The sequence below is a fragment of the Porphyrobacter sp. THAI-01a genome (genome assembly GCF_056868655.1).
In genome coordinates, this window is sequence record NZ_CP180579.1 from 2,827,939 (window position 1) to 2,849,824 (window position 21,886).

21 protein-coding genes are annotated in these 21,886 nt (G+C 68.1%); 15 read left to right on the plus strand and 6 right to left on the minus strand.

Features of this window, described 5'->3' with window-relative positions:
* Positions 1-6: 6 nt before the first annotated feature.
* On the minus strand, positions 7-1,206 hold the full coding sequence (locus ACMX37_RS13600; protein ID WP_088913335.1) for an LL-diaminopimelate aminotransferase: 1,200 nt from the start codon (positions 1,204-1,206) through the stop codon (positions 7-9).
* A gap of 159 nt (positions 1,207-1,365) precedes the next feature.
* Here ACMX37_RS13600 and ACMX37_RS13605 point away from each other — a divergent pair, with 159 nt between their 5' ends.
* The 7 genes from ACMX37_RS13605 to ACMX37_RS13635 all read left to right on the plus strand — a co-directional run bounded on the left by ACMX37_RS13605 (position 1,366) and on the right by ACMX37_RS13635 (position 8,289).
* A complete protein-coding gene (locus ACMX37_RS13605; RefSeq protein ID WP_483146443.1) occupies positions 1,366-3,282 on the plus strand; it encodes a PHA/PHB synthase family protein in 1,917 nt (638 codons plus the stop codon).
* A 113-nt stretch (positions 3,283-3,395) separates the two neighbouring features.
* The gene (locus ACMX37_RS13610) at positions 3,396-4,205 is read left to right on the plus strand and encodes a phasin family protein (protein ID WP_483146444.1); all 810 of its coding nucleotides are present in this window, start codon (positions 3,396-3,398) and stop codon (positions 4,203-4,205) included.
* 185 nt (positions 4,206-4,390) lie between these two features.
* Positions 4,391-4,798 carry an ATP-dependent Clp protease adapter ClpS gene (clpS, locus tag ACMX37_RS13615; RefSeq protein WP_483146445.1) on the plus strand — a complete coding sequence of 136 codons (408 nt, stop codon included), beginning with the start codon at positions 4,391-4,393 and terminating at the stop codon, positions 4,796-4,798.
* On the plus strand, positions 4,795-5,301 hold the full coding sequence (locus tag ACMX37_RS13620; RefSeq protein ID WP_483146446.1) for a DUF427 domain-containing protein: 507 nt from the start codon (positions 4,795-4,797) through the stop codon (positions 5,299-5,301). Before clpS ends, ACMX37_RS13620 begins: the two co-directional genes overlap by 4 nt.
* Positions 5,302-5,403: 102 nt before the next feature.
* Positions 5,404-6,657: an LptF/LptG family permease gene (locus tag ACMX37_RS13625; protein WP_483146447.1), complete on the plus strand. Its 1,254-nt coding sequence runs from the start codon at positions 5,404-5,406 to the stop codon at positions 6,655-6,657.
* Positions 6,658-6,667: 10 nt separating this feature from the next.
* A complete protein-coding gene (gene lptG / locus ACMX37_RS13630) occupies positions 6,668-7,783 on the plus strand; it encodes an LPS export ABC transporter permease LptG (RefSeq protein WP_483146448.1) in 1,116 nt (371 codons plus the stop codon).
* Positions 7,780-8,289 (plus strand): GNAT family N-acetyltransferase, encoded by a 510-nt coding sequence (locus ACMX37_RS13635; protein ID WP_483146449.1) that lies wholly within the window; start codon positions 7,780-7,782, stop codon positions 8,287-8,289. The genes lptG and ACMX37_RS13635 overlap by 4 nt, the downstream gene beginning before the upstream one ends.
* Before the next feature lie 13 nt (positions 8,290-8,302).
* Here the strand turns inward: ACMX37_RS13635 and ACMX37_RS13640 are convergent, their stop codons facing one another.
* Positions 8,303-9,418, minus strand: a complete 1,116-nt coding sequence (locus ACMX37_RS13640; protein WP_483146450.1) for a fatty acid desaturase family protein — start codon at positions 9,416-9,418, stop codon at positions 8,303-8,305.
* Between the two features lie 146 nt (positions 9,419-9,564).
* On the opposite strand from ACMX37_RS13640, the gene ACMX37_RS13645 reads away from it, so the two are divergent.
* A complete protein-coding gene (locus tag ACMX37_RS13645; RefSeq protein WP_483146451.1) occupies positions 9,565-10,740 on the plus strand; it encodes an N-acetyltransferase in 1,176 nt (391 codons plus the stop codon).
* Positions 10,741-11,115: 375 nt separating this feature from the next.
* Positions 11,116-11,904 carry a response regulator gene (locus tag ACMX37_RS13650; protein WP_483146452.1) on the plus strand — a complete coding sequence of 263 codons (789 nt, stop codon included), beginning with the start codon at positions 11,116-11,118 and terminating at the stop codon, positions 11,902-11,904.
* Between the two features lie 132 nt (positions 11,905-12,036).
* Here the strand turns inward: ACMX37_RS13650 and ACMX37_RS13655 are convergent, their stop codons facing one another.
* Positions 12,037-13,836 (minus strand): CHASE domain-containing protein, encoded by a 1,800-nt coding sequence (locus ACMX37_RS13655; protein WP_483146453.1) that lies wholly within the window; start codon positions 13,834-13,836, stop codon positions 12,037-12,039.
* A gap of 147 nt (positions 13,837-13,983) precedes the next feature.
* On the opposite strand from ACMX37_RS13655, the gene ACMX37_RS13660 reads away from it, so the two are divergent.
* Both ACMX37_RS13660 and ACMX37_RS13665 read left to right on the plus strand, forming a co-directional pair.
* Positions 13,984-14,211: a NepR family anti-sigma factor gene (locus ACMX37_RS13660; protein WP_483146454.1), complete on the plus strand. Its 228-nt coding sequence runs from the start codon at positions 13,984-13,986 to the stop codon at positions 14,209-14,211.
* A complete protein-coding gene (locus ACMX37_RS13665; protein WP_483146455.1) occupies positions 14,208-14,831 on the plus strand; it encodes a sigma-70 family RNA polymerase sigma factor in 624 nt (207 codons plus the stop codon). The genes ACMX37_RS13660 and ACMX37_RS13665 overlap by 4 nt, the downstream gene beginning before the upstream one ends.
* A gap of 71 nt (positions 14,832-14,902) precedes the next feature.
* Here ACMX37_RS13665 and ACMX37_RS13670 read toward each other — a convergent pair whose 3' ends face one another.
* Together ACMX37_RS13670 and ACMX37_RS13675 are read right to left on the minus strand one after the other, a co-directional pair.
* Positions 14,903-15,511 (minus strand): superoxide dismutase, encoded by a 609-nt coding sequence (locus ACMX37_RS13670; RefSeq protein WP_483146456.1) that lies wholly within the window; start codon positions 15,509-15,511, stop codon positions 14,903-14,905.
* Between the two features lie 76 nt (positions 15,512-15,587).
* On the minus strand, positions 15,588-16,880 hold the full coding sequence (locus tag ACMX37_RS13675; RefSeq protein ID WP_483148412.1) for a dicarboxylate/amino acid:cation symporter: 1,293 nt from the start codon (positions 16,878-16,880) through the stop codon (positions 15,588-15,590).
* A gap of 94 nt (positions 16,881-16,974) precedes the next feature.
* Between ACMX37_RS13675 and glmM the strand changes: the two genes are divergently transcribed.
* From glmM to thiD, 4 genes are all read left to right on the plus strand, one after another.
* A complete protein-coding gene (glmM, locus tag ACMX37_RS13680) occupies positions 16,975-18,312 on the plus strand; it encodes a phosphoglucosamine mutase (protein WP_483146457.1) in 1,338 nt (445 codons plus the stop codon).
* A gap of 119 nt (positions 18,313-18,431) precedes the next feature.
* Entirely contained in the window at positions 18,432-18,656 is a 225-nt protein-coding gene (locus ACMX37_RS13685; RefSeq protein WP_483146458.1) for a DUF1272 domain-containing protein, read from the plus strand.
* Positions 18,657-18,704: 48 nt separating this feature from the next.
* Positions 18,705-19,937, plus strand: a complete 1,233-nt coding sequence (locus ACMX37_RS13690) for a hypothetical protein (RefSeq protein WP_483146459.1) — start codon at positions 18,705-18,707, stop codon at positions 19,935-19,937.
* Positions 19,938-20,012: 75 nt separating this feature from the next.
* Positions 20,013-20,843 carry a bifunctional hydroxymethylpyrimidine kinase/phosphomethylpyrimidine kinase gene (gene thiD, locus ACMX37_RS13695; RefSeq protein WP_483146460.1) on the plus strand — a complete coding sequence of 277 codons (831 nt, stop codon included), beginning with the start codon at positions 20,013-20,015 and terminating at the stop codon, positions 20,841-20,843.
* Here the strand turns inward: thiD and ACMX37_RS13700 are convergent.
* A complete protein-coding gene (locus tag ACMX37_RS13700) occupies positions 20,810-21,697 on the minus strand; it encodes an LOG family protein (protein ID WP_483146461.1) in 888 nt (295 codons plus the stop codon). The two genes, thiD and ACMX37_RS13700, sit on opposite strands and share 34 nt — an antisense overlap.
* Positions 21,698-21,886: the final 189 nt, after the last annotated feature.

The following is a 21,886-nucleotide window of genomic DNA, read 5'->3' on the forward strand; positions in this document are numbered from 1 at the left end:
AACGCTCTAGGCAGCCGAGCTGTTGACCCCGACCGACTGGAGGTATCGCTTGATGTTGCGTGCGGCCTGGCGGAGGCGCTGTTCGTTCTCGACCATCGCGATGCGGACATAGCCCTCGCCGTTCTCGCCATAGCCCACGCCGGGGGCCACGGCGACCTGCGCCTGCGTGAGAAGCTGCTTGGAGAATTCGAGGCTCCCCATGCTCTTCAGGGCCGGCGGCAACGGCGCCCAGGCGAACATCGAGGCAGGCGGCGGCGGGATGTCCCAGCCGGCGCGACCGAAGGCCTCCACCATCACGTCACGGCGCTTGTGGTAGAGCTGGCGGTTGCTCTCGATGATGTCCTGCGGCCCGTTGAGCGCCGCGCAGGCTGCGGCCTGGATCGGGGTGAAGGCGCCGTAATCGAGATAGGACTTCACCCGCGTCAGCGCCGCGATCAGCTGGCGGTTGCCGACCGCAAAGCCCATCCGCCAGCCCGCCATCGAATAGGTCTTGGACATCGAGGTGAACTCGATCGCCACGTCCTTGGCTCCCGGCACTTCCATGATCGAGCGGGTCGGCTTGCCGTCGAAATAGAGCTCGGAATAGGCAAGGTCGGAGACGATCCAGACCTGGTTCTCCTTCGCCCATGCCACCAGCCGCTCGTAGAACGGCAGCTCCACCGTCTCGGCGGTGGGGTTGGAGGGGTAGCTCACCACCAGCACGGAGGGGCGCGGGACGGTGTAGTTCATCGCCCGTTCGAGCGATTCCCAGTAGTGTTCGTCGGGCGTGGTCGGCACCGAACGGATCGTCGCGCCGGCAATGATGAAGCCGAAGGTGTGGATCGGATAGGACGGGTTGGGTGCCAGCACCACGTCGCCCGGCGCGATGATCGCCGTCGCGAGGCTCGACAGGCCCTCCTTCGAGCCCATCGTCACCACCACCTCGGTCTCGGGATCGAGCTCCACGCCGAAGCGGCGGGCGTAATACCCCGCCTGGGCGCGGCGCAGGCCGGGGATGCCCTTGGACTGGGAATAGCCATGCGCATCGGGCTTGGCGGCCACCTCGCACAGCTTGTCGATGACATGCTGCGGCGGCGGCTGGTCGGGGTTGCCCATGCCGAGATCGATGATGTCCTGACCTGCCAGCCTTGCGGCATGACGCATGGCGTTGACCTCCGCGATCACATACGGAGGCATCCGCTTCATGCGATAGAACTGGTCATTCATGGTCCGTCATCACCTTGTCTCGGGCGGGGTCGATAGGGGCCGCCGCCCTCTCCCTAGGCCAAACCCGCCGACCGAGGGAAGGCGTTTTCGGCAATTGCGGTCCGGCCGGATTGGCGGCACTACGGGGACGGAACGGCGCGGAAGGGACGGTTGCAGGCGATGGCACGGGATGGCGATCTGATGGCGGCAGCGGGCGACGGCCTCAAGGGCTTCTTCGACATGCAGGGCGAGGCGCTGCGCGAGATGATGGGCGGCAAGGGCGCCGAATCGCTGATGGCCGGGGCGATGCCGGCGGGGATGGACGGGGGCGAACTCGCCGAATGGGCGGCGACCGGCGCCCAGCTCCAGCAGCTGTGGCTCGATTTCGCCACCCATCAGGCCCAGACCGCCGCCGACAAGGCAAGCACCGGCGCCAACCTGATGGACCCGGCGCAGTGGCTGGTGATGTCGCAAGCGATGCTCGGGCAGTTGCCCAAGGGCATGTTCGAGGCCTCGGCCAAGCTGGCGCAGGACCAGATGCAGCTGTGGTCGGGAGTGATGCAGAGCTTCGCGGCGGGCGCCACCGGCGGCAAGATGGGCGAGGCGCCCGAAGTCGGAGCCCTGCCCAAGTCCGACCGCCGCTTTGCCGATCCGGCCTGGCGCGAGCATCCCGCCTTCCTGCTGCTCCACCAGACCTACCTGATGCTCGCCGACTATTTCCGGCAGGCGGTCCGGGGGATGGAGGGGCTCGACCCAGCCAAGCGCCAGCAGCTCGAATTCGCGGTCTCGGCGCTGGCCGAGGCGATGAGCCCGGACAATTTCCTCGCCCTCAACCCGGTGGTGCTGAAGCGCACGATGGAGACGCGGGGCGCCAATCTGGTGCGCGGGATGCAGCACCTCGTCAACGACCTCAAGCGCGGCCAGCTCACCCACACCGATCCCAATGCCTTTCGGCTTGGCGAGAACCTCGCCGCGAGCCCGGGCAAGGTGGTGCACGAGACCCCGCTCTACCAGCTGATCCACTACACGCCCTCGACCGAGACGGTGCTCGAGGTGCCGCTGGTGATCTTCCCGCCGTGGATCAACCGCTTCTACATCCTCGACCTGACGCCCAAGAAGAGCTTCATCAAGTGGGCGGTCGATCAGGGAATCTCGGTCTTCGTGGTCAGCTGGAAAAGCGCCGACGAGACGATGGCCGATGTGGTGTGGGACGATTACATCCGCGCCCAGATCGAGGCCATCGACCATGTCCGCGCGCGGCTCGATGTGCCGGCCGTCCACACCATCGGCTATTGCGTGGCGGGGACGACGCTGGCGGCAACGCTTGCGGTGCTGGCGCGGCGGGGCGAGGCGGACAAGGTCAAGAGCGCGACCTTCTTCACCGCGCAGGTCGATTTCGAGCGCGCGGGCGACCTCAAGCACTTCATCGACGAGGGCCAGCTCGAGATGATCGGGCAATTGTCGCCGCAGGGCTATCTCGACGGGCGCTATCTCGCGGCGACCTTCAACGCGCTGCGCGGTCGCGACCTGATCTGGAACTACGTCGTCAACAACTACCTCTTGGGCGAGGACTATCCAGCCTTCGACCTGCTCCACTGGAACGGCGACGTGACCAACCTGCCCTCCAAGTGGCACAATGCCTACCTGCGCGATCTCTACCGCGACAACAGGCTGGTGGTGCCTGACGCACTGGAGGCTGACGGCACTCCGATCGATCTCACCCGTGTCGCCACCCCCAGCTTCGTGCAGGCGGGGCGCGAGGACCACATTGCGCCGGCCGAAAGCGTGTGGCGCATTACGAAGCACTTCACCGGTCCGATGGAATTCCTGCTGGCGGGCTCGGGTCACATCGCGGGCGTGGTCAACCCGCCCTCTGCGGGCAAATACCAGTACTGGGTGGGCGACAGCGCAGCGCCGAGCCTCAAGGACTTCGTCGCGGGCGCGACCGAGCATCCGGGCAGCTGGTGGCCGCATTGGCTGGAATGGCTCCACAAGCAGTCAGACACCCGGGTGCCGGCAAAGGGCAAGCGCGTGCCGGGCGGCAAGGGTGACCGGGTGATCGAGGACGCCCCGGGGCGCTATGTGAAAACCCGCTAAAGGCAAACTTCTGAGTTTCAGGGATTTGCACCGTTTTTGTGCACTGCACAAAAATGCTTGACTTCGCATCCGCACTAACTATTTTGTGCAGTGCAACATGAAGCGAGGTCGTCATGTCCGAAGTCGAGAACACTGCCGGTGAAGTGAAGGCCGCGCCCGAAGCCGTGGCTGCGCCGAAGGCTCCGGTCGCCAAGATCGATGCCGCTGCCGAGAAGGCCTATGCCGAAGCCTCGGCCAAGATCGTTGCGGCTCCTGCCGTGAAGGCCCCGGCTGCCAAGCCTGCCGCCGCGCCGAAGAAGGCCCCGCTCGCCCGCAAGGCCGCGCCGGCCGCAAAGGCCGCCGCCGAGACCCTCAAGACCGCCAAGAAGGCGGCGCCCAAAACTGCCAAGCTCCCGGTCAAGAAGCCCGTGCTGGCCAAGAAGGCTGCCAAGCCCGCCGCCGCGCCGAAGACCAATCCCGTCATCAAGCTCAAGGACACCATCATGGACACCGCCAAGAACACCGACATCACCGCCACCGCCAAGGAAATGCTGGCCGACGTGCAGGCCCGCGCCAAGGAAACCTACGCCAAGAGCACCGTGCTCGCGACCGAGGCGACCGAGTTCACCAAGGCGAACGTCGAAGCCGTCGTCGAAAGCGGCAAGATCTTCTTCGCCGGCGCGCAGGAACTGCTCAAGGACAACGTCGAGACCGGCAAGACCGTGATCGAGACCGTCACCGAAGACGCCAAGAAGGTTGCCGCCGTCAAGTCGCCGACCGAGCTGATGCAGCTCCAGGGCGAGATCGCCCGTCGCAACTTCGACGCTCTGGTCGCCTACGGCTCGAAGCGCACCGAAGCCTGGGTGAAGCTCTACAACGATGCCTTCGCCCCGATCTCGAACCGCGTCAGCGTCGCGGTCGAGAAGGTCAAGACCGCCGCGTAAGCGACGACAAGTTCCTGGATCGGGCCTCTCTCCTCTCTCTCCCAACCCGGTCCACGAGAGCGCGCCGCAAGGCGCAAGGCCGGCCAGACCAGCGTCTGGCCGGCCTTTTTCTGTGCGCCGCACCCGACCAAACAAATCCAAGCAACCGCTTGCACCTCGGCCGGCGAATCCCATAATGGAGGCCTATGCGCATCCCCGCCCTCTCCGACCGCGCCGCTGCCGGCGTGCTGACCGTGCCGCAGGCCGTGCCTGTGCGCGCGGCCGAGGATGACGAGGGCGGCAAGGAGGGCGGCGGGCAGGGCCAGGTCGGCATCGCCACCAAGACCCGCGCCAAGCCCAAGAAGCCCAGCCAGTATAAGGTGCTGATGCTGAACGACGACTACACCCCGATGGAATTCGTGGTGCTGGTCCTGAAGCGCTTCTTCAGCATGGATCTGGAACAGGCAACCCGCGTCATGCTCCACGTCCACCAGCGCGGCGTGGGGGTGTGCGGGATCTTCACCTACGAGGTCGCCGAGACCAAGGTGAACCAGGTGATGGACTTCGCCCGGCAGAACCAGCACCCGCTCCAGTGCACGCTCGAGAAGGCGTGAGGCAGGCGCACCACCCGCAGCCCGATCCGGTGCTGCCGGGCCAGGAAAGCGTCTGGAACTACCCCCGCCCCGCCATCGCCGAAAGGACGCCGCGCCATATCCGCATCGTCCACAAGGGCGTGGTGCTGGCCGACACCCGCGCCGCGTGGCGCACGCTCGAAACCTCGCACCCGCCGACCTACTACCTGCCGCCAGCCGACATCGCGATGGCACACCTCGTGCACAATCCGGCGCGCTCGCTGTGCGAATGGAAGGGGCAGGCAGCCTATTGGGACGTGGTGATCGGCCGCGAGCGGATCGCCGCCGCCGGCTGGTCCTACCCCTCGCCCACGCCGGCCTTCGCGAGCATCGCCGGCCATATCGCTTTCTACGCCGCGCCCTTCGACAACGTGACGGTCGACGGCGAAGAGGTCACGCCCCAGCCAGGCAGCTTCTACGGCGGGTGGATCACCCGCCGCGAGGCCGGGCCCTTCAAGGGCATTCCCGGCAGCCGCTTCTGGTGAGGCTCCGGCGCAAGGCGCGCACGCCGCAGCAATTGGGGACATGACGCGCGCGCGCGAAGCGGCTAGGGCATTCCCGCCCGCGCGCAATCGACGGAACCGAGCTTGCCGAACTTCCTCCCCAGCATCGACCGCTACATCCTGCGGCTGACGATCGTCCCGATGCTGGGCGTCTTCGCGCTCGCCGCGAGCCTCCTGATGCTCGACAAGATGCTACGCCTGTTTGATTTCGTCGCAGTCGAGGGTGGGCCGGTGGGCGTGGTCTTCAAGATGCTGGGCGCGCTGATCCCGGAATATGCGAGCCTCGCGATCCCGCTCGGCCTCCTGCTCGGCGTGCTGCTGGCGTTCAGGAAGCTCGCCACCTCGTCCGAGCTCGACACGATGCGCGCGGTCGGCCTGTCGTACAACCGGCTGCTACGCATGCCCTATGCGATCACGCTGGTGCTGGTCGCGGTCAATGTCGCGCTGGTGTTCTACATCCAGCCGATCAGCCGCTACTACTACGAGCAGATGGAATATGAGCTGCGCTCGGGCGCGCTCGGGGCCTCGATCAAGGTGGGCGAGTTCACCACCCTCGCCGACCGCATGGCGCTGCGCATCGAGGAAAGCGAGGACGAGGGGCGCCGGCTGGTCGGCATCTTCGCCCGGGTCGCCAACGCAAAGGGGCAGGTGCTGTCGATCTCGGCGCGCGAGGGCGCCTTCCTCGCCACCCGCGACAATCCCGACACGATCATCCTGCGCCTGACCGAGGGCACGATCATCCAGGACACGGGGATGAAGGGCCAGACCCCGCGGGTGCTGAGCTTCAGCCGCCACGACCTGCCGATCGATCTGCCCGCCATCGAGAAGTTCCGCGCCCGCGGCGACGAGACGCGCGAATACATCCTGCCCGAACTGCTCCGCATCGGCTGGAGCCGCGACAGCGCCCCCGACGCGCGCGATGCCAGCGTCGCCAGCTTCAACTTCCGGCTGGTCGAAATCGTGATGATGTTCCTGATGCCGCTGCTGGCGGTGGCGCTGGCGATCCCGCCCAAGCGATCGACCAGCGCGCTGGGCGTCTTCGTCTCGATCGTGATGGTGGTCGCCTATCACAAGGTGAACCAGTACGGCGAGGACGTCGCCGCGATCGGCCGGCTCGATCCGGTTCTCGCCTTCTGGGTGCCCTTCGTGCTCTTCGCAGGGCTGATCCTGTGGATGTATTACCGCGTCGCCTATGTCCCCGGCGGGCAGGCGATCGGGGCACTGGAGATGGCCTTCGCCAAGCTCTCCAAGCGTATCGGCAAGCTCTTCGCCCGCCGCCAGCCGCGCGCGTGGCGCCTCCCGGACGATCCGGCGGCAGAGGCTGCTCCGGCGGAGTAGGCACGCAAGGATGCAGCTCGATTTCTTCCCCTCGCGCACGCTGACGCTCTATCTGGCGAAGCTCTTCGTGGTGCGCATCCTCGCCGTGCTGGTGATGCTGGTGCTGGTGCTGCTGGCGCTCGACCTCCTGTCCGAGACCGGCGACATCCTCGCCGCCCCCGGCAACGGGCAGGCCGAAATCCTGCAATATGCCTCGCTGCGCGCGCCCCAGCTGGCGGCGCGTTTTCTGCCCTATTCCGTGCTGCTGGCGACGCTGATCACGCTGGTCACGCTGAACCAGAATTCCGAAGTGGTGGCGATGAAGGCGGCCGGCCTTTCTGCGCATCAGGTGCTCGCCCCGCTGCTGCTCACCGCAGCGGTGGTGTCGGCGGTGAGCTTCGGCTTCAACGAGCGGATCGTCACCCGCGCCAACGCGACGCTGAAGGCGTGGCAGGCGGCCGAATACGGTCCGATCCCCGAGGCGGCGGGCGACGGGGCCGGGGGCGGAATGCGCTCGAACATCTACCTCACCGACGGCGACCACATCCTCGCCGCCGCGACGCTCGCCGGGGCGGGCGAGCAGATCGTCCTCACCGGCGTCACCTGGTATGCCCGCACCCCTGGGGGGATCATCCGCGAACAGGTCCGCAGCCCACGCGCGACCTTCGCCGCGCCGGGCTGGAGGCTCGAGAACCCGGTGAAGTTCGATGTCGCCGGCGCCGTCACCGATCGCCCTGCGGCGATGGTGGTCGGCGAGAACCTCAGCCCCGAGCGGATCATGCTGCAATCGGTCGACGCCGACGCGCAGAGCTTCTGGGAGCTGCGCGAGAGCATCGATGCCTACGAGGCGGCCGGGCGCAACACCGACGAGATGCGCGCCAAGTGGTGGCACCGCCTTTCCGGGCCGCTCTCGGCGCTGCTCATGCCGCTGCTTGGTTCAGTCGCCGCCTTCGGTCTTGCGCGCTCGGGCCAGCTGTTCGTGCGCGCGATCATCGGCATGGCGCTGGGCTTTGCCTATTTCGTGGTCGACAACGCCGCGCTGGCGATGGGCAGCTTCGGCGGCTACCCGCCCTTCCTTGCCGCCTGGGCGCCGTTCCTGCTGTTCCTTCTGGTCGGCGAGACGGTGCTGATCCGGACCGAGGAGTGAAGGACTGGTCGCTCCGGCTGGCCCGTCCCGAAGACGCCGCTGCCATGCCCGCGATCGAGCGGGCAGCCGCCATCGCCTTTGCGGGCGAAGCGTCGATCGACCCGGCCCGCACCCGCACCGAAGCCGATTATGCCCGCCTGATCCGGAGGGGCCATAGCCTCGTCGCCCATTCCGGCGAGACGATGGCGGGCTTCCTCGTCGCCCAGCCCTTCAGCCGGGAATTGCACGTCTGGGAAATGGATGTCGCGCCCGTCTTCCAGCGGCGCGGGATCGGATCGGGGCTTGTGCGCGCTGCGATGATCGACGCGCGCAACACCGGCTTCAGGGCACTGACCCTCACCACCTTCCGCGATCTGGCGTGGAACGCCCCGTTCTACGCCCGGCTCGGCTTCGAGGAGGTCACCGCGCTCGATGCGCACCCGCGCCTCGCAGGCGAACTGGCGAACGAGGTCGAGGACGGCCTGCCCGCCGACCGGCGCTGCGCGATGATCTGCTTTCTGGATTGAGTGGGGCGCGGGCCTAGGCCGCCTTCTTCCCCATCGTGCTCTTCGCGATCCGACCGACCAGCACCAGCATCCCGGGATGGTTGGCGCCTTCGTAGGTCGATCCGGTCCCCAGCTCGCGCGCCAGACGGCGGTGGGCTTCGGGCAGGTCGTGATAGGGCATCGAGGGCATCAGGTGGTGGAGCGCGTGATAGCGCAGGCCGACCGGCGCCCAGATCTCCGCGGCGATCCCCGGCGGGGGTACGTTGACGGAATCGAGGAATTGCGCGGTCACCGTCATCGGCTCGCCCTCGTTCTCCCACAGGTGCGCGACGAGGGTGCGCAGCTGGTTGAGCACCGCCGTCAGCGAGAGGATCGCCAGCGCGATGGCAAGCGGCTGCCAGCCGATCACGAAGGTGCTGCCGATCAGCGCCCACGACCAGACGAAGACGCCTGCCTCCTGCCAGCGCACCCGCCCCACGAAGTCGCCTTCGGGCGGCCGGCGGCGGAAATCGGGATTGATCGAGAGCGCCGAGAACCGCTCCCAGGTGAAGGTGCGGACCGCCGGGATCAGCGCCCCCAGCGGCACAAGCACCGCCGCGCGGATGATCAGCGCCACCGGCGCGAGGATCGCGACGAGCACGAACAGCGGCAGGCTCCACGGCTTCATCAGCGCCAGCGGGAGGTATTCGGGGTCCTCGGGCGTGCCGTATTGCGTGCGCTTGTGGTGGATGGTGTGCACGCCCTCGTACATGAAGGAGGGCGTCAGCAGCGGGATGCCGACGAGCAGGTTCCAGCCCGTGCGGAAGCCCGGCAGGGCGTCGCGGTGGATATGGGTCAGCTCATGGATGAACATCAGCGCACGGTAGAGCGCCAGCGCCGCGACGAGGCCGGCGGCGATCTGCACCGCAAGGCTCTGCGACAGGATCGCCGCCGCAATCGCGGCATAGCCGACGCCTGCCGAGACCAGCATGTCGGGCCAGTAGATGCCCGGCTTCGCCTCGCCCAGCCCCTTCGTCAGGTCACGCGCGGCGCGCAGCATCGCCTTGTCGTCCTCGGCCATGAAGGCCGCGCGGGTCGCCCGCGGCGCCGGTTCGCGCAGGTCCGATCGGGCAGGATCGATGGTCGGGTGCAAAGAGAGATCCGGGGTCATTTCGGTGCAAATCCTGCGGCCGCCCTACCCGAAATCGGGGTGCAAGCCAAACGCGGGTTGTTGGTGACAGTGATCGACAGCCTTGCGTCATTGACGCGGGCGGGACACAGACACCTTGACCCAGAACAAACTACGAGGACCGGGGCGTGACAGATGTGGCGGCCAGTGCGGCAGAGATAAGGATCGAACCGGTCGCCGGCAAGGACCAGCGGGCGGCCTTCGTCGACCTGGGGCGCGCCTTTTCGGACCGGCTGCCGCATTTCGTGCCGCAGATCCGCTCGGAACAGCTCGAATTGGTCGATCCGGACAAGAACCCCTTCTTCGGCCACGCCCGCGTACAGCTGTTCATCGCTTCGCGCGCGGGCGTGCCGGTCGGGCGCATTTCGGCCCATATCGACGAACTCGCGCTCGCCATGCCGCCCGAACAGGGCTTCGGCCCGGGCACCGGCTTCTTCGGCTATTTCGACGCCGAGGACGAGGCCGTGGCCCGCGCCCTGCTCGCCGCCGCCGAGGCGTGGCTGGCAGGCGAGGGGATGACGCGGGTGCTCGGCCCGATCTCTCTGTCGGTATGGGAGGAGCCCGGTCTGCTGGTGAAGGGGCAGGATCACGCCCCGATGCTGATGATGGGGCACCATCCAGCGCATTACGCAGGCTGGATCGAGGCGGCGGGCTTTACCCGCGCCAAGACGCTCTACACCTACGATCTCGACATCACCAAGCCCTTCCCCCCCTTGGTGCAGCGCATCGTGCAATCGGGGCAGAAGAATGCGCGGATCAACGTGCGGCGGGTGCGCAAGAAGGATTGGGACGCGGAGGTGGCGACGATCCTCGACATCCTCAACGATGCCTGGTCGGACAACTGGGGCTTCGTCCCCTTCACGCCGGCCGAAGTGGCCTATGCCGGCAAGAAGCTGCGCCCGCTGATCTTCGAGGAACTCAACATGATTGCCGAGGTGGATGGCCGCCCGGTCGCCTTCATGCTGACCTGGCCCGACGTCAACGACGCGCTGGCGAAGATCAGGGGCAAGCTCTTCCCCTTCGGCTGGATCACCATGCTTCGCTGGCTGCGCCATCCGAAGGGCGCAGGGATGCGGGTGCCGCTGATGGGGGTGCTGAAGGAGCTCCACAATTCCCGGCTGGCCAGCCAGCTCGCCTTCATGATGATCGAGGCGATCCGGCTGGAGGCGAACGGCAAGTTCCAGTCCACGCGCGGCGAGATCGGCTGGATCCTCGAGGACAACCAGGGAATGGTTGCGATCGCCGACACGATCCAGAGCACGATAAATCGCGAATATGCGATCTACGAGAAGCGGCTGGGTTGATGGATCTGGTCTGCATCGCCTCCCCACCCGGCCACCATAGCCTGATGGTATCGTTGGTGGCCGGGTGGGGAGGCGGGGCGGGGGTCTGCGCCACCGAAGTTGGCTCGAAATGAAAAAAGGCCTCCGTTGCGATAACAACGGAGGCCTTTCGGGATCGTATCACCAGCCGCTTGGACGGGAGGGGGGTCTCGGCGGTGACAGACCTATAATGATCGGACCCGAGAGCGGTTCCCGGCCTTCCGAAAATTTTTTCGCCCCTCGCAATACTGCGTAGAAGAAGCGCGATTCCAGCCGCTTGCCGGATGGGGGCGACGGCAGGGCGGGGAACGGCTATGGCCGAATCGACCGTCTTGCCAGACTCGCGAAAGGAACCTCATGTCGCTCGGAAGCCAGATCGCGGCCAACCTGCCCTTCCTGCGCCGCTATGCCCGCGCGCTCACCGGATCGCAGACCAGCGGCGACGCCTTCGTGCGCGAGATGCTCGAGGCCGTGCTCGCCGACGAGGACCTGAAGGCGAGCCTCGCGGGCGGGCGGGTGCCGCTCTACCGCGCCTTCGGCAAGGTGTGGTCGAGCGCCTCGGGCGGGGCCGCGACCGGCGCGCCGACCAGCGAGCACGAGGCCGGCGCGCAGGCGCGCCTCGGGGTCATCACGCCGCCCGCGCGCCAGGCGCTGCTGCTGACGACGCTCGAGGATTTCACCACCGATGAAGCCGCCGCGATCCTCGAGCGCACCCCTGCCGAGATCGAGGCACTGGTGGCCGAGGCGATCGCCGAGATCGAGCGCGAGCAGTCCACCAGCGTCCTCATCATCGAGGACGAGCCGCTGATCGCGATGCAGCTCGAAGACCTCGTCACCGGCCTCGGCCACACGGTCAGCGGCACCGCCGCCACCCGCACCCAGGCACGCGCCGCCGTCGCCGAGGCGATGCCCGGGCTGGTGCTCGCCGACATCCAGCTCGCCGACGGCTCCTCGGGCCTCGATGCGGTCGACGACATCCTGGGCGTGGGCAGCATGCCGGTGATCTTCATCACCGCCTATCCCGAACGCCTGCTGACCGGCGACCGGCCGGAGCCGACCTACCTCGTCACCAAGCCCTTCCAGGAGGCGACGGTGCGCGCGGCGATCAGCCAGGCGCTGTTCTTCGGGTCGACCAGGCCCTTGTAACGGGATCGCGCTCACGCGCGATGCAGACCCCCCGCCCCGCCTCCCCACCCGGCCACCATAACATAGTGGTACTATTGGTGGCCGGGGGGGGAGGCGGGGCGGGCGGTCTGCGTCACCGAAGGTGGCCAAAAACTAAGGCTTCACCACCCGCCGGTCCGCTTCTTTCTCCCTGATCCGGAAATCCGCCGGGCGGCGCACCGGCACGCGCAGCACGCAGCGCACCCCCGAGGGTGCGAAGTCGAGCGTCACCGGCTGGCGCAGTTCGTGCGCGACGACCTTCTCGATCAACTCGGTGCCGAAGCCGCGGCGGCGATGGGCGGCCACCGGCGGACCGCCGGTCTCCTGCCATTCGACCTCGGCCCATTCTGTCTCGGCCCCGGGCACACCTCCGCGCTGCCAGCGGATCGTGACCTTCCCCCCGGGCACGCTCAGCGCCCCGTATTTGGCGGCATTGGTGGCAAGCTCGTGCACCGCAAGGCCGAAGGACAGCGCATCGTTGGGCGCCAGTTCGAGCTCCGGCCCGTCCAGCAGGATCGCATCGTCGAGCACCGCCCGGAAGTGCTGGAGCTCCGCCTCGATCACCGCGCGGATCGGGGTCGTGCCCCAGTCGGTCACGGTGAGCAGGTCATGCGTGGCCGAAAGCGCGCGGATGCGGCCTTCGAGCGAGTCCGCGAAATCGTCGAGCCCGCTCGCCCGGCGGCGGGTCAGCGAGAGGATCGAGAGCACGTTGGCGAGCGTGTTCTTGACCCGGTGATTGAGTTCGCGCGTGAGCGAGTTCCTGATCGAGTGCTGCTCCTCGAAGAAGGCCAGCCGCGCCTGGTCCTCGAAGGCCTGCTGGGTGAGCAGCCGGGCGAGCAGCATCAGCAGGCTCGCCAGTGCCAGCCCGAACACGAGCGTCAGCATCGACAGCGGGGAAAGCACCTGCGTGCCGGCCCGCTCGATCACCAGCATCAGCTTGCGGTCGGCGATAGTGACTTCCTGCTGGGCGGTCTCGCCCGAAGCGCCGCCGATCGAATGGGCGACGAGCAGGTGCCCGGTCGACACCTCGCCGTCGTAGAGCCTGACGCCGAAGCGCCCCTGCCCCTCGCGGTCGATCGCGGCATCGAGGAATTCGCGGGCGCGGAAGGGGGTGTAGACGAAGCCGGTCAGCCGCCGGTCCTCCTCGCCCGGACCCATCCGGAACACCGGCATGTAGATCGCGAAGGCCGGCGCGGTGCCGCTGGTCTCCTGGCGCAGCACGATGCGGCCCGAGGCGGCCGGGCGCAGCGTCAGCTCGGCCTCGGCCATCGCGGCGGCGCGGGCGGCGTCGGAATACATGTCGTAGCCCAGCGCCCGGCGGTTCAAGGCGGTCTCCGGCGCGAACATCGCCACCGGGGCGACCCGACTGGTGGTGCTGGCGGGGGCGGGGAAGATTTCCGGATAGGCGGGCTGGCTGGCGCGGGTGCGGGCTAGAAAGGCGTCGAGATCGCGCGCCTCGATCACCGGGATCCAGCCGATCCCTTCCGCGCCCGAATATTCGGTGTTGAGCTTCAAGGCGCGCACGAAGCTGTCGAAGGTCGCCGGGCTCACTTCATCGACGCTGGCGAACAGCGCCGCGCCGGCACGCAGGTAGGAAGTGAAGCCCGCCCCGCTGCGGTCGAGCGCGGCGGCGACGCCTTGGGCATATTCGCGCATGACCGCGCGTTCGCGGGCGCGGGCGTTGCTCTCGATGGCGAAGACGCTGAGCGCGGTGATCGCCGCGAGCGCGAGGAAGATCAGCAGCGGCACGGCGCGCGGATAGAGCACCAGCCAGCGGCGCGCCCGCCCGCTCGAGGCCGGCGGCGGCGGGGCGGCCGGATCGGTGTGGGGGCTGAGCGCGAGCGGTTCGATGACGGGCCTGTCCTGAGCGAGCCTTGGCCCCGAACGGGACGTTCGGACCGCTGGCGGAACCAAACAGGTAGCGCATCGTTCCCGAATCGTCCAAACTCGGCTTCGCGGGGGTTCGGGCGGCGCGCCACAGGCAGGCAAGTCACGACCCCGCGGGAGCGGCATCGGCCTCGATGGGAGGCCGGGACACGGGATCAGGGACAAGACCGAGCAATGGCCTCGAATCACAGACAGGGCAGCGGCAGCAGCGGCGGCGGTGACGCCACCCGGCGCGCGCCCGAATGGGCCGACGGGTTGAAACAGCTCTATGATTCGGTGGTCGAAGAGGCGCTGCCCGACAGCTTCAAGGACCTGCTCGACCGGCTCGACGCAATCCCTCCCACCCGCGGCAAGACGGGTGACCGAGGCGGCTCGCGCGATGACCGGGACACCGGCCAATGAGCCAAGGGGGGGAGCCCGGCGGAACGCTTTCGGCGGGCGACAAGCGCGATTTCAAGCGCGAGCTGACCGAGGTCGTGCCCCACCTGCGCGCCTTCGCCCGCGGGCTGTGCGGCCGGCCCGACCTTGCGGACGATCTGGTGCAGGAAACCCTGCTCAAGGCCTGGGCGGCGCAGGACCGGTTCGAGCCGGGCACCTCGATGCGCGCCTGGACCTTCGTGATCCTGAGGAACGCCTACCTCACCGACATGCGCCGCAACCGCTTCCGCGGCGAGTATGACGAGGGCGTCGCCGAACGCATTCTGACGGCGCCCGCCGGGCAGGAGGAGCCGATCCACCTCTCGGACCTCCACCGCGCGCTGCTGACGCTGCCGGCCGAACGGCGAGAGGCGCTGCTGCTGGTCGGCGCAGGGGGCTTCTCCTACGAGGAGGCGGCGGCGATCTGCGGATGTGCGGTCGGCACGATCAAGAGCCGCGTCGGCCGCGCCCGCGCCGCGCTGACCGAGATGCTCGCCAACGGCAGCATCCCGCGCCGCTCGACCGACGACGATGTCGCCCATGCCGCGATCCTCGAGGAGCTCGACGAGGTCGCGGCGGGGAACGGGGTGCGTTCGCGGGGTTGATCCCCTTAACAGCAGAAAGGCCCGAGGCGTTTCCGCCCCGGGCCTTCCTCACTCGCTAACCTGCGAAAAGATCAGGCGTAGGTCCACACCGTCCCGCGCGCGAGGTTTTCGCTGGCGAAGGCCCAGTTGAGCTTGTTCTCGACCACCGCGTCGAGATAGCTCGGGCGCTTGTTCTGGTGATCGAGGTAGTAGGCGTGCTCCCACACGTCGAGCACCAGCAGCGGGTTGAAGCCGCTGTCGGCGAGCGTGTCGGCATCGTGGGTTTCCTCGATGCTCAGCTTGCCGTCCTTCTCGGCCAGCCACACCCAGCCGGACGCGAAGTGGCCGACGCCGCGGTCCTTGAGCTGCTGCTTCAGGGCATCGACCGAACCGAAGGCCTCGTCGATCTTGGCGGCGAGTTCGGGCGAGGCTTCGGTGGTCGAGGGCGCCATCGAATGCCAGTAGAAGGCGTGGTTCCAGGTCTGGGCCGAGTTGTTGAACAGGCCCTGGTTGGTGCCCCGCGAGGCGGCGACGATTTCCTCGAGCGACTTCGATTCGTGCTCGGTGCCGGCAATCGCCGCGTTCATCTTGTCGACATAGGTCTGGTGGTGCTTGCCGTGGTGGAACGACAGCGTCTCGGCCGAGATGGCCGGCTCGAGCGCGGTGTCGGCATAGGGCAGCGGGGAAAGTGCGAAAGCCATGGTATCCTCCAGGGTCGTGTGGTGAATTTCGACGGTTACGATGTCCCAACGCAGATGAGCGTGAAGGGTTGCACCTTCAAGTCGCCGCGCTCTCTCCGGTTTGCGCGCTGCGGTCAACCGCGCTTGTGACAGCAACATTCATGGTGACATTGCCCAATGTGCGCATCAGGTCGGGCAGCATCTCGACCGCGACCAGCAGCGCGAGCGGCTCGACCGGCACGCCCATCGCAAGGGCAATGGGCCCGATCGAGACGACGAAGCTGATCGAACCGGGCAGGCTGACGGCGCTGAGGCTGATGACGCTGGCGATCAGGATCCCGGCGACGGCGACCGTCGGCGGCACCTCCACCCCGGCGAGTGCTGCCACGTAATAGACCACGGCCAGGTTCATCGCCGCACTGGTCGCGCGGAACACCACCACGGCGAGCGGCAGGACGAATTCGGCGGTCGAGGCGCGCAGCCCAAGTCGCCCGGCGCTGTCGAGCATCGCCGGCAGGCTGGCGAGCGAGGACTGGGTCGAGAGCGCCACCGCCTGTGCGGGCAGCATCGCCTTGGCAAAGCGCATGAGGCCGATCCCGCCGCCCAGCACCGCCACGCCATAGGCCAGCGCCAGCACGAAGGTGCCCATCAGCGTGACAGTCACGACATAGTGCCCGAGGGCGGCGAACACCCCGCTCCCGCTCTGGATGCCCACGCCATAGGCCAGCGCGAAGACCCCGACGGGCGCGGCGGTGAGCACCCAGCCGATGATCAGCAGCATCGCATTGCCAAGCGCGTGGAAGAAGCCTGTCAGCCGTTCGCCCTGATCGAGCGGCAGGCGGGTGATGGCGACCGCGAACATCACGAAGAACAGCGTCAGCGGCAGCATCGCTGTCTCGGCGGCGGCGGCGACGATGTTGGGCGAGACGAGCGAGGCGAGGAAATCGAGCACCGCGGGCACCTCGCCCACATCGGCGGGGGTCTGCGCGAGGAAGGCCTCGGCCCCGGCGGGCACCGGGAAGGCGCGCAGCAGCGCGGGCATGGCGATGGTCGCGAAGGTCGCGCCGGCGAGCTGCGCGGCGACGAGGATCGCCAGCATCCGCCGCGCCACCGTGCCGACCCGGGCAGCGAAGATCATCTGGACGAGGCCGAGCACCAGCAGCGCGGCGACCAGCGGGATGATCGTCATCTGCAGCGCGCGCAGCCACAATCCGCCGATCAGCGCGGCGATCTCGGCCACGGCAGCGGGCGCGCCCGCCATCGCGCCGAGGATGCCGGCCAGCAGCCCGCCGACCAGAGCGGCGAAGGTCAGCGCCACCGGCAGGCGGATCGAAACCAGCGCGAACTTGCCCTGCCCCGATGCGTCGGGCTGCGTCCTGTCGTTTTCCAGCAATGAAGTGTCCTTAAGCGGGCGCCTCGCCCTTCCCTTGGCGCGATAACCGCGCCAGAAGCACGAGACAATCTTTTGGGGCAAGGCCGCGATCATGGCACGCAAGCTGTTCGGTACCGACGGAATCCGGGGACGCACGAATTCGGGGGCGATGACCGCGCTGACCGCGATGAAGGTCGGGCAGGCGGCTGGTCGCCATTTCGTGCGTGGGGGGCACCGGCACCGGGTGGTGATCGGCAAGGACACCCGCCTGTCGGGCTACATGATGGAGAGCGCGCTGGTGGCGGGCTTCACCAGCGTCGGGATCGACGTGATCATGACCGGCCCCCTGCCCACGCCCGCCATCGCGCTCCTCACCCGCGAGATGCGCGCCGATCTCGGCGTGATGATCTCGGCCAGCCACAACCCCTATGCCGACAACGGCATCAAGCTGTTCGGACCGGACGGGTTCAAGCTCTCGGACGAGGCCGAGGCCGAGATCGAGCGGCTGATGGAAACTGACATCCCCCTAGCGCCTGCCGAGAAGATCGGCCGCGCGCGGCGGATCGAGGATGCGCGGGGGCGCTACATCCACGCGGTCAAGCAGTCGGTGGCGAGCGAAATCCGTTTCGACGGCCTCAAGGTGGTGGTCGATTGCGCCCACGGCGCGGCCTATCAGGTCGCCCCTTCGGCGATCTGGGAGCTGGGCGCGGACGTGGTGACGCTCGGGGTCTCGCCCAATGGCACCAACATCAACGACGGCGTCGGCTCGACCGCGATCGCCGCGCTCCAGGCCAAGGTGGTCGAGGAAGGCGCCGACATCGGCATCGCCCTCGACGGCGATGCCGACCGGCTGATCGTGGTCGACGAGAAGGGCCGCGCGGTCGACGGCGACCAGATCATGGCGCTGATCGCCGGGCGGATGCACGAGCGCGGGAGCCTGCGCGGCGGCGGGATCGTGGCGACGGTGATGAGCAATCTCGGGCTCGAACGCTATCTGGCGGGCCGCGGGCTCGATCTGGTGCGCGCCAAGGTCGGCGACCGCTACGTGCTCGAGGCGATGAAGGCGGGCGGATACAACGTCGGCGGCGAGCAGTCGGGCCACATGATCCTGCTCGATTACGGCACCACGGGCGACGGCACCGTGGCGGCGCTGCGGGTGCTGGCAAGCCTCGTGCGCTCGGGCAAGCCGGCGAGCGAGCTGCTCCACGTCTTCGACCCGGTGCCGCAGCTGCTCAAGAACGTGCGCTACGAGGGCGGCAAGCCGCTTGAGAACGCGGCGGTCAAGGCGGTGATCGCCGAGGCCGAGGGCGCGCTGGCGGGCAAGGGCCGCCTCGTGATCCGCCCCTCGGGCACCGAACCGGTGATCCGGGTGATGGCCGAGGGCGACGACCAGCGCCAGGTCGAACAGGTGGTCGACACCATCTGCGAAGCCGTCAGGGCGGCGGTGTAAGACCATGCCCGTTCGCCCTGAGCTTGGCGAAGGGCCGCCCTTCTTTCGGGAAAGCGGAAGAGAAGAAAATGCGGTGCTTCGACAAGCTCAGCACGAACGTGAATTGAAAGGCTGATCCGATGCTCGAGATGCGCCCCGACTGCGAGACCTGCGGCGTGCTGCTCCCCGCCGATGCGCCGGGCGCCTTCATCTGCTCGTTCGAATGCACCTTCTGCGCCGAGTGCGCCGAGGATCTCGACGACCGCTGCCCCAATTGCGGGGGCGAGCTGATGGACCGCCCGACCCGCGCACGGGCGCTGCACGCAAAGTATCCGCCCTCCACGACGCGCAAATACAAGGGCTGACCGGCACGGTCGTGTTATGCTGGTGGCTCCTTGAGGGGGAGAATCACCATGCGACTGTCTGTGCCGGGTCTGATGCTGCTGGGCGGATTGGGGAGCGCGGCGGCGCTGCTCTCGGCCACGGCGCTCTCGCAAACCGCTGCGCCCGCGCCGGTGCGCTACGCGATGGATGCCGCCACCATGAGCGGCATGGGGGCGATGGCCGGCGGAGGCGGCGGCGGGCTGGGCGCGGTGATGGGGATGATGAGCGGCCGTCCCCCGCAGGCGGTGCGCACGCTCGATCTGCACCACGGCGCCTCCACGACGGCGCCCAAGCCGCAGGCCGACCACTTCATGCCAAAGCTCGCCGGGCTCGGTCCATCGGTGCGCCTGCTGCCGCTCACGCGGGAGCCGGGCGGGATGCAGGGCGAGGTGCAGATGCCCAAGGGCCGCCTGCTGCTGTTCTGGGGCTGCGGCGAACACGCGCCCAAGGGCCAGCCGGTGGTGATCGACTTCGCGAAGATGGCCAAGGGCCAGATCCCGCCAGGCCTGTTCATGTCAGGTGTCGACCTGCCCGAAGACTGGCAGGTCAGGGTCTCCAACAGCGCCACCTACACCCGCTGGCCCAACGATAGCGACGGCAAGACAGTCCCCGCCAATGCCTCGCTGCTCGGCGCGCACCGGATCACCGCGAATTACGCCAAGGAGATATCCTTCAACCTCGCCGAGGACTTCATGCCCCCGCTCGAGGCGCGCACCGCAGCCGCACCCGGCGGCGGCAGCCGGCTGTCGTGGGGCGGGCTCGAGAAGGCGACGGGCTATTACGCCTGGGCGATGGGCGCGAAAGATGCGGGGAGAGGCGATGCCCCGACCGAGATGGTGTGGTGGGCCTCCTCGAAGGAGCAGGCCTTCGGCGGGCCGCTGTGGGACTGGATCTCGCCCGCAGGGGTACGAAAGCTGATTGCCGCGGGCACGGTGATGCCGCCCGAACAGCGCGACTGCACCGTTCCTGCCGAGGTCATCAAGGCGAGCGGCGAGGGGCTGATGATCTCGCTCCAGGCCTATGGCCCGCAGGCCGATTTCGCTTTTCCCCCGCGCCCCGCCGACACCCGCAAGCCGTGGAATCCCGAATGGATCGCGCGGGTGCGCTTCCGCTCCTCGACCATGCTGATCCCGGGCATGGAGGACATGATGGGCGGCATGGGCGAGCGCGCGACAGGCAGCGAAGAACCCGCCAAGCCGCGCAAGCCCAAGTGCAAGGGGCTCAAGGGCCTCGCCGAGCGCGCCGCGGGGCTGTGCGAATAGGCCTGAACGCGCGCGGGTGAGCGGCCGGGCGCGAAAGGGGTCCCCGCCCTTGCGCGGGCTTGCTATGGCCCGCGCATGACCAGCGCGCACCCCGCCCGCATCCTCGCCATCGCCGGGTCCGATTCCTCGGGCGGGGCGGGGATTCAGGCCGACATCAAGACGATCACCATGCTCGGCGGCTATGCCATGACCGCGATCACCGCGATCACTGCGCAGAACACCGTGGGCGTGCAGGGGGTCGCGGCGATCGCGCCCGACATGGTGGCGCGCCAGATCGCCTCATGCGTTGACGATATCGGAGTGGACGCGGTCAAGATCGGGATGCTGGCCTCGCCCGGGGTCATCGCCGCCGTCGCGCACGCGCTCGAGGGCCTTGCCGCGCCGGTCGTGCTCGATCCGGTGATGATCGCGACCTCGGGCGCGGCGCTGGCGGGGCCGGATGCGGTCGCGGCCCTGCGCGAGATGCTCTTCCCGCGCGCGGCGCTGATCACCCCCAACCTCCCCGAACTCGCGCACCTCGCAGGCCATCCCCTGCCGACCCGGGAGGCGATGGTCGAGGCCGCCGAGGAATTGGCACGCCGGACCGGCGCGGCGGTGCTCGCGAAGGGCGGCCACGCCGAGGGCGCGACCATCACCGACGTGCTGATCGTCCCGGGCGAGGCTCCCGTCGCCTTCGATCACGCCCGGATCGACACGGTGCACACCCACGGCACCGGCTGCACCCTGTCGTCAGCCATCGCGACGCTGCTCGGGCGGGGCGAGAGCCTTGCCGGGGCGGTGGCGCAGGCCCGCCGCTTCGTCTTTGCCGCCATCGAAGCCGCCCCCGGCTTCGGCGCGGGGAGCGGGCCGCTGGGGCATCAGGCGGTGCGGCCTCAGGCCTCGGGCGAAGGGTCCCTGATCTCGTAGAATTCGGCGATGCAGGCCCAGGCCTCCTCGGCCGTCTCGACCCAGGTGAACAGGTCGAGGTCGCTCTTCGAAATCGTGCCTTCCTCGGCCAGCGCCTCGAAATCGATGACGCGGTTCCAGAACTCCTTGCCGAACAGGATGATCGGCATCGGCTTCATCTTTCCGGTCTGGATCAGGGTGACGAGCTCGAAGAACTCGTCGAAGGTCCCGAAGCCGCCGGGGAACACCGCCACCGCCCGGGCGCGCAACAGGAAGTGCATCTTGCGCAGCGCGAAGTAGTGGAACTGGAAGCTCAAGTAGGGCGTCACGTAGGGGTTGGGCGCCTGTTCGTGGGGCAGCACGATGTTGAGCCCGATCGATTCCGAACCCGCGTCCGAAGCCCCGCGGTTACCCGCCTCCATGATCGAGGGGCCGCCCCCGGTGGTGACGACGAACTGGCGAAGGCCGTTCTCGATGATGCCCTTCTCGCTCACGAGCCGGGCGAGGGCATAAGCCTCATCGTAGTATTTCGCCTTCGCGGCGAGGCGGGCGGCGACCGTCTGCTCATATTCCGAGCCGTTCTTCGCGGCCTCGACCAGCGCCTCGGCCTGCGCCGGGCTCGGAATGCGGGCCGAGCCGTACATCACCAGCGTCGAGCCGACCCGCGCCTCGTCGAGGAGCATCTCGGGCTTCAGCAGCTCGAGCTGGAAGCGCACGGGGCGCAGCTCGTCGCGCAGCAGGAAATCGGTGTCGCGGAAGGCGAGCTTGTAGGCCGGGTGGGCGGTCTGCGGGGTGCGCTCGGGCGCGCCCTCGGCAAAGCGGGTCTCCTCGCCCGCACGATAGAACTTGCGGTCGGTCAAATCTTTTTCGGTCATGCTTGACCCCTAGTGGCCCCCTCTCGGACCCGCAATACCTTGGGTTACAGTGTGTTTCGCGGGCGACATCGGGATCGGGAAGGTGGCTGGATGCCCCGCAAGGACATCGACAATCTCGTTTCCTCAAATGGTTGAACTGTCTAACGCCCGAACTGCGCTCTCGGATTTCTGCGGGATTCGTGCCTAGCC

What these genes read in the sequence shown, in the direction of transcription:
- thiD (WP_483146460.1), top strand. Translation starts at nt 20,013, where the DNA reads ATGACCAGCGCGCACCCCGCCCGCATCCTCGCCATCGCCGGGTCCGAT.
- ACMX37_RS13600 (WP_088913335.1), bottom strand. Translation starts at nt 1,206, where the DNA reads ATGAATGACCAGTTCTATCGCATGAAGCGGATGCCTCCGTATGTGATC.
- ACMX37_RS13640 (WP_483146450.1), bottom strand. Translation starts at nt 9,418, where the DNA reads ATGACCCCGGATCTCTCTTTGCACCCGACCATCGATCCTGCCCGATCG.
- clpS (WP_483146445.1), top strand. Translation starts at nt 4,391, where the DNA reads ATGCGCATCCCCGCCCTCTCCGACCGCGCCGCTGCCGGCGTGCTGACC.
- ACMX37_RS13665 (WP_483146455.1), top strand. Translation starts at nt 14,208, where the DNA reads ATGAGCCAAGGGGGGGAGCCCGGCGGAACGCTTTCGGCGGGCGACAAG.
- ACMX37_RS13610 (WP_483146444.1), top strand. Translation starts at nt 3,396, where the DNA reads ATGTCCGAAGTCGAGAACACTGCCGGTGAAGTGAAGGCCGCGCCCGAA.
- ACMX37_RS13685 (WP_483146458.1), top strand. Translation starts at nt 18,432, where the DNA reads ATGCTCGAGATGCGCCCCGACTGCGAGACCTGCGGCGTGCTGCTCCCC.
- ACMX37_RS13660 (WP_483146454.1), top strand. Translation starts at nt 13,984, where the DNA reads ATGGCCTCGAATCACAGACAGGGCAGCGGCAGCAGCGGCGGCGGTGAC.
- ACMX37_RS13650 (WP_483146452.1), top strand. Translation starts at nt 11,116, where the DNA reads ATGTCGCTCGGAAGCCAGATCGCGGCCAACCTGCCCTTCCTGCGCCGC.
- glmM (WP_483146457.1), top strand. Translation starts at nt 16,975, where the DNA reads ATGGCACGCAAGCTGTTCGGTACCGACGGAATCCGGGGACGCACGAAT.
- ACMX37_RS13605 (WP_483146443.1), top strand. Translation starts at nt 1,366, where the DNA reads ATGGCACGGGATGGCGATCTGATGGCGGCAGCGGGCGACGGCCTCAAG.
- ACMX37_RS13700 (WP_483146461.1), bottom strand. Translation starts at nt 21,697, where the DNA reads ATGACCGAAAAAGATTTGACCGACCGCAAGTTCTATCGTGCGGGCGAG.
- ACMX37_RS13690 (WP_483146459.1), top strand. Translation starts at nt 18,705, where the DNA reads ATGCGACTGTCTGTGCCGGGTCTGATGCTGCTGGGCGGATTGGGGAGC.
- lptG (WP_483146448.1), top strand. Translation starts at nt 6,668, where the DNA reads ATGCAGCTCGATTTCTTCCCCTCGCGCACGCTGACGCTCTATCTGGCG.
- ACMX37_RS13670 (WP_483146456.1), bottom strand. Translation starts at nt 15,511, where the DNA reads ATGGCTTTCGCACTTTCCCCGCTGCCCTATGCCGACACCGCGCTCGAG.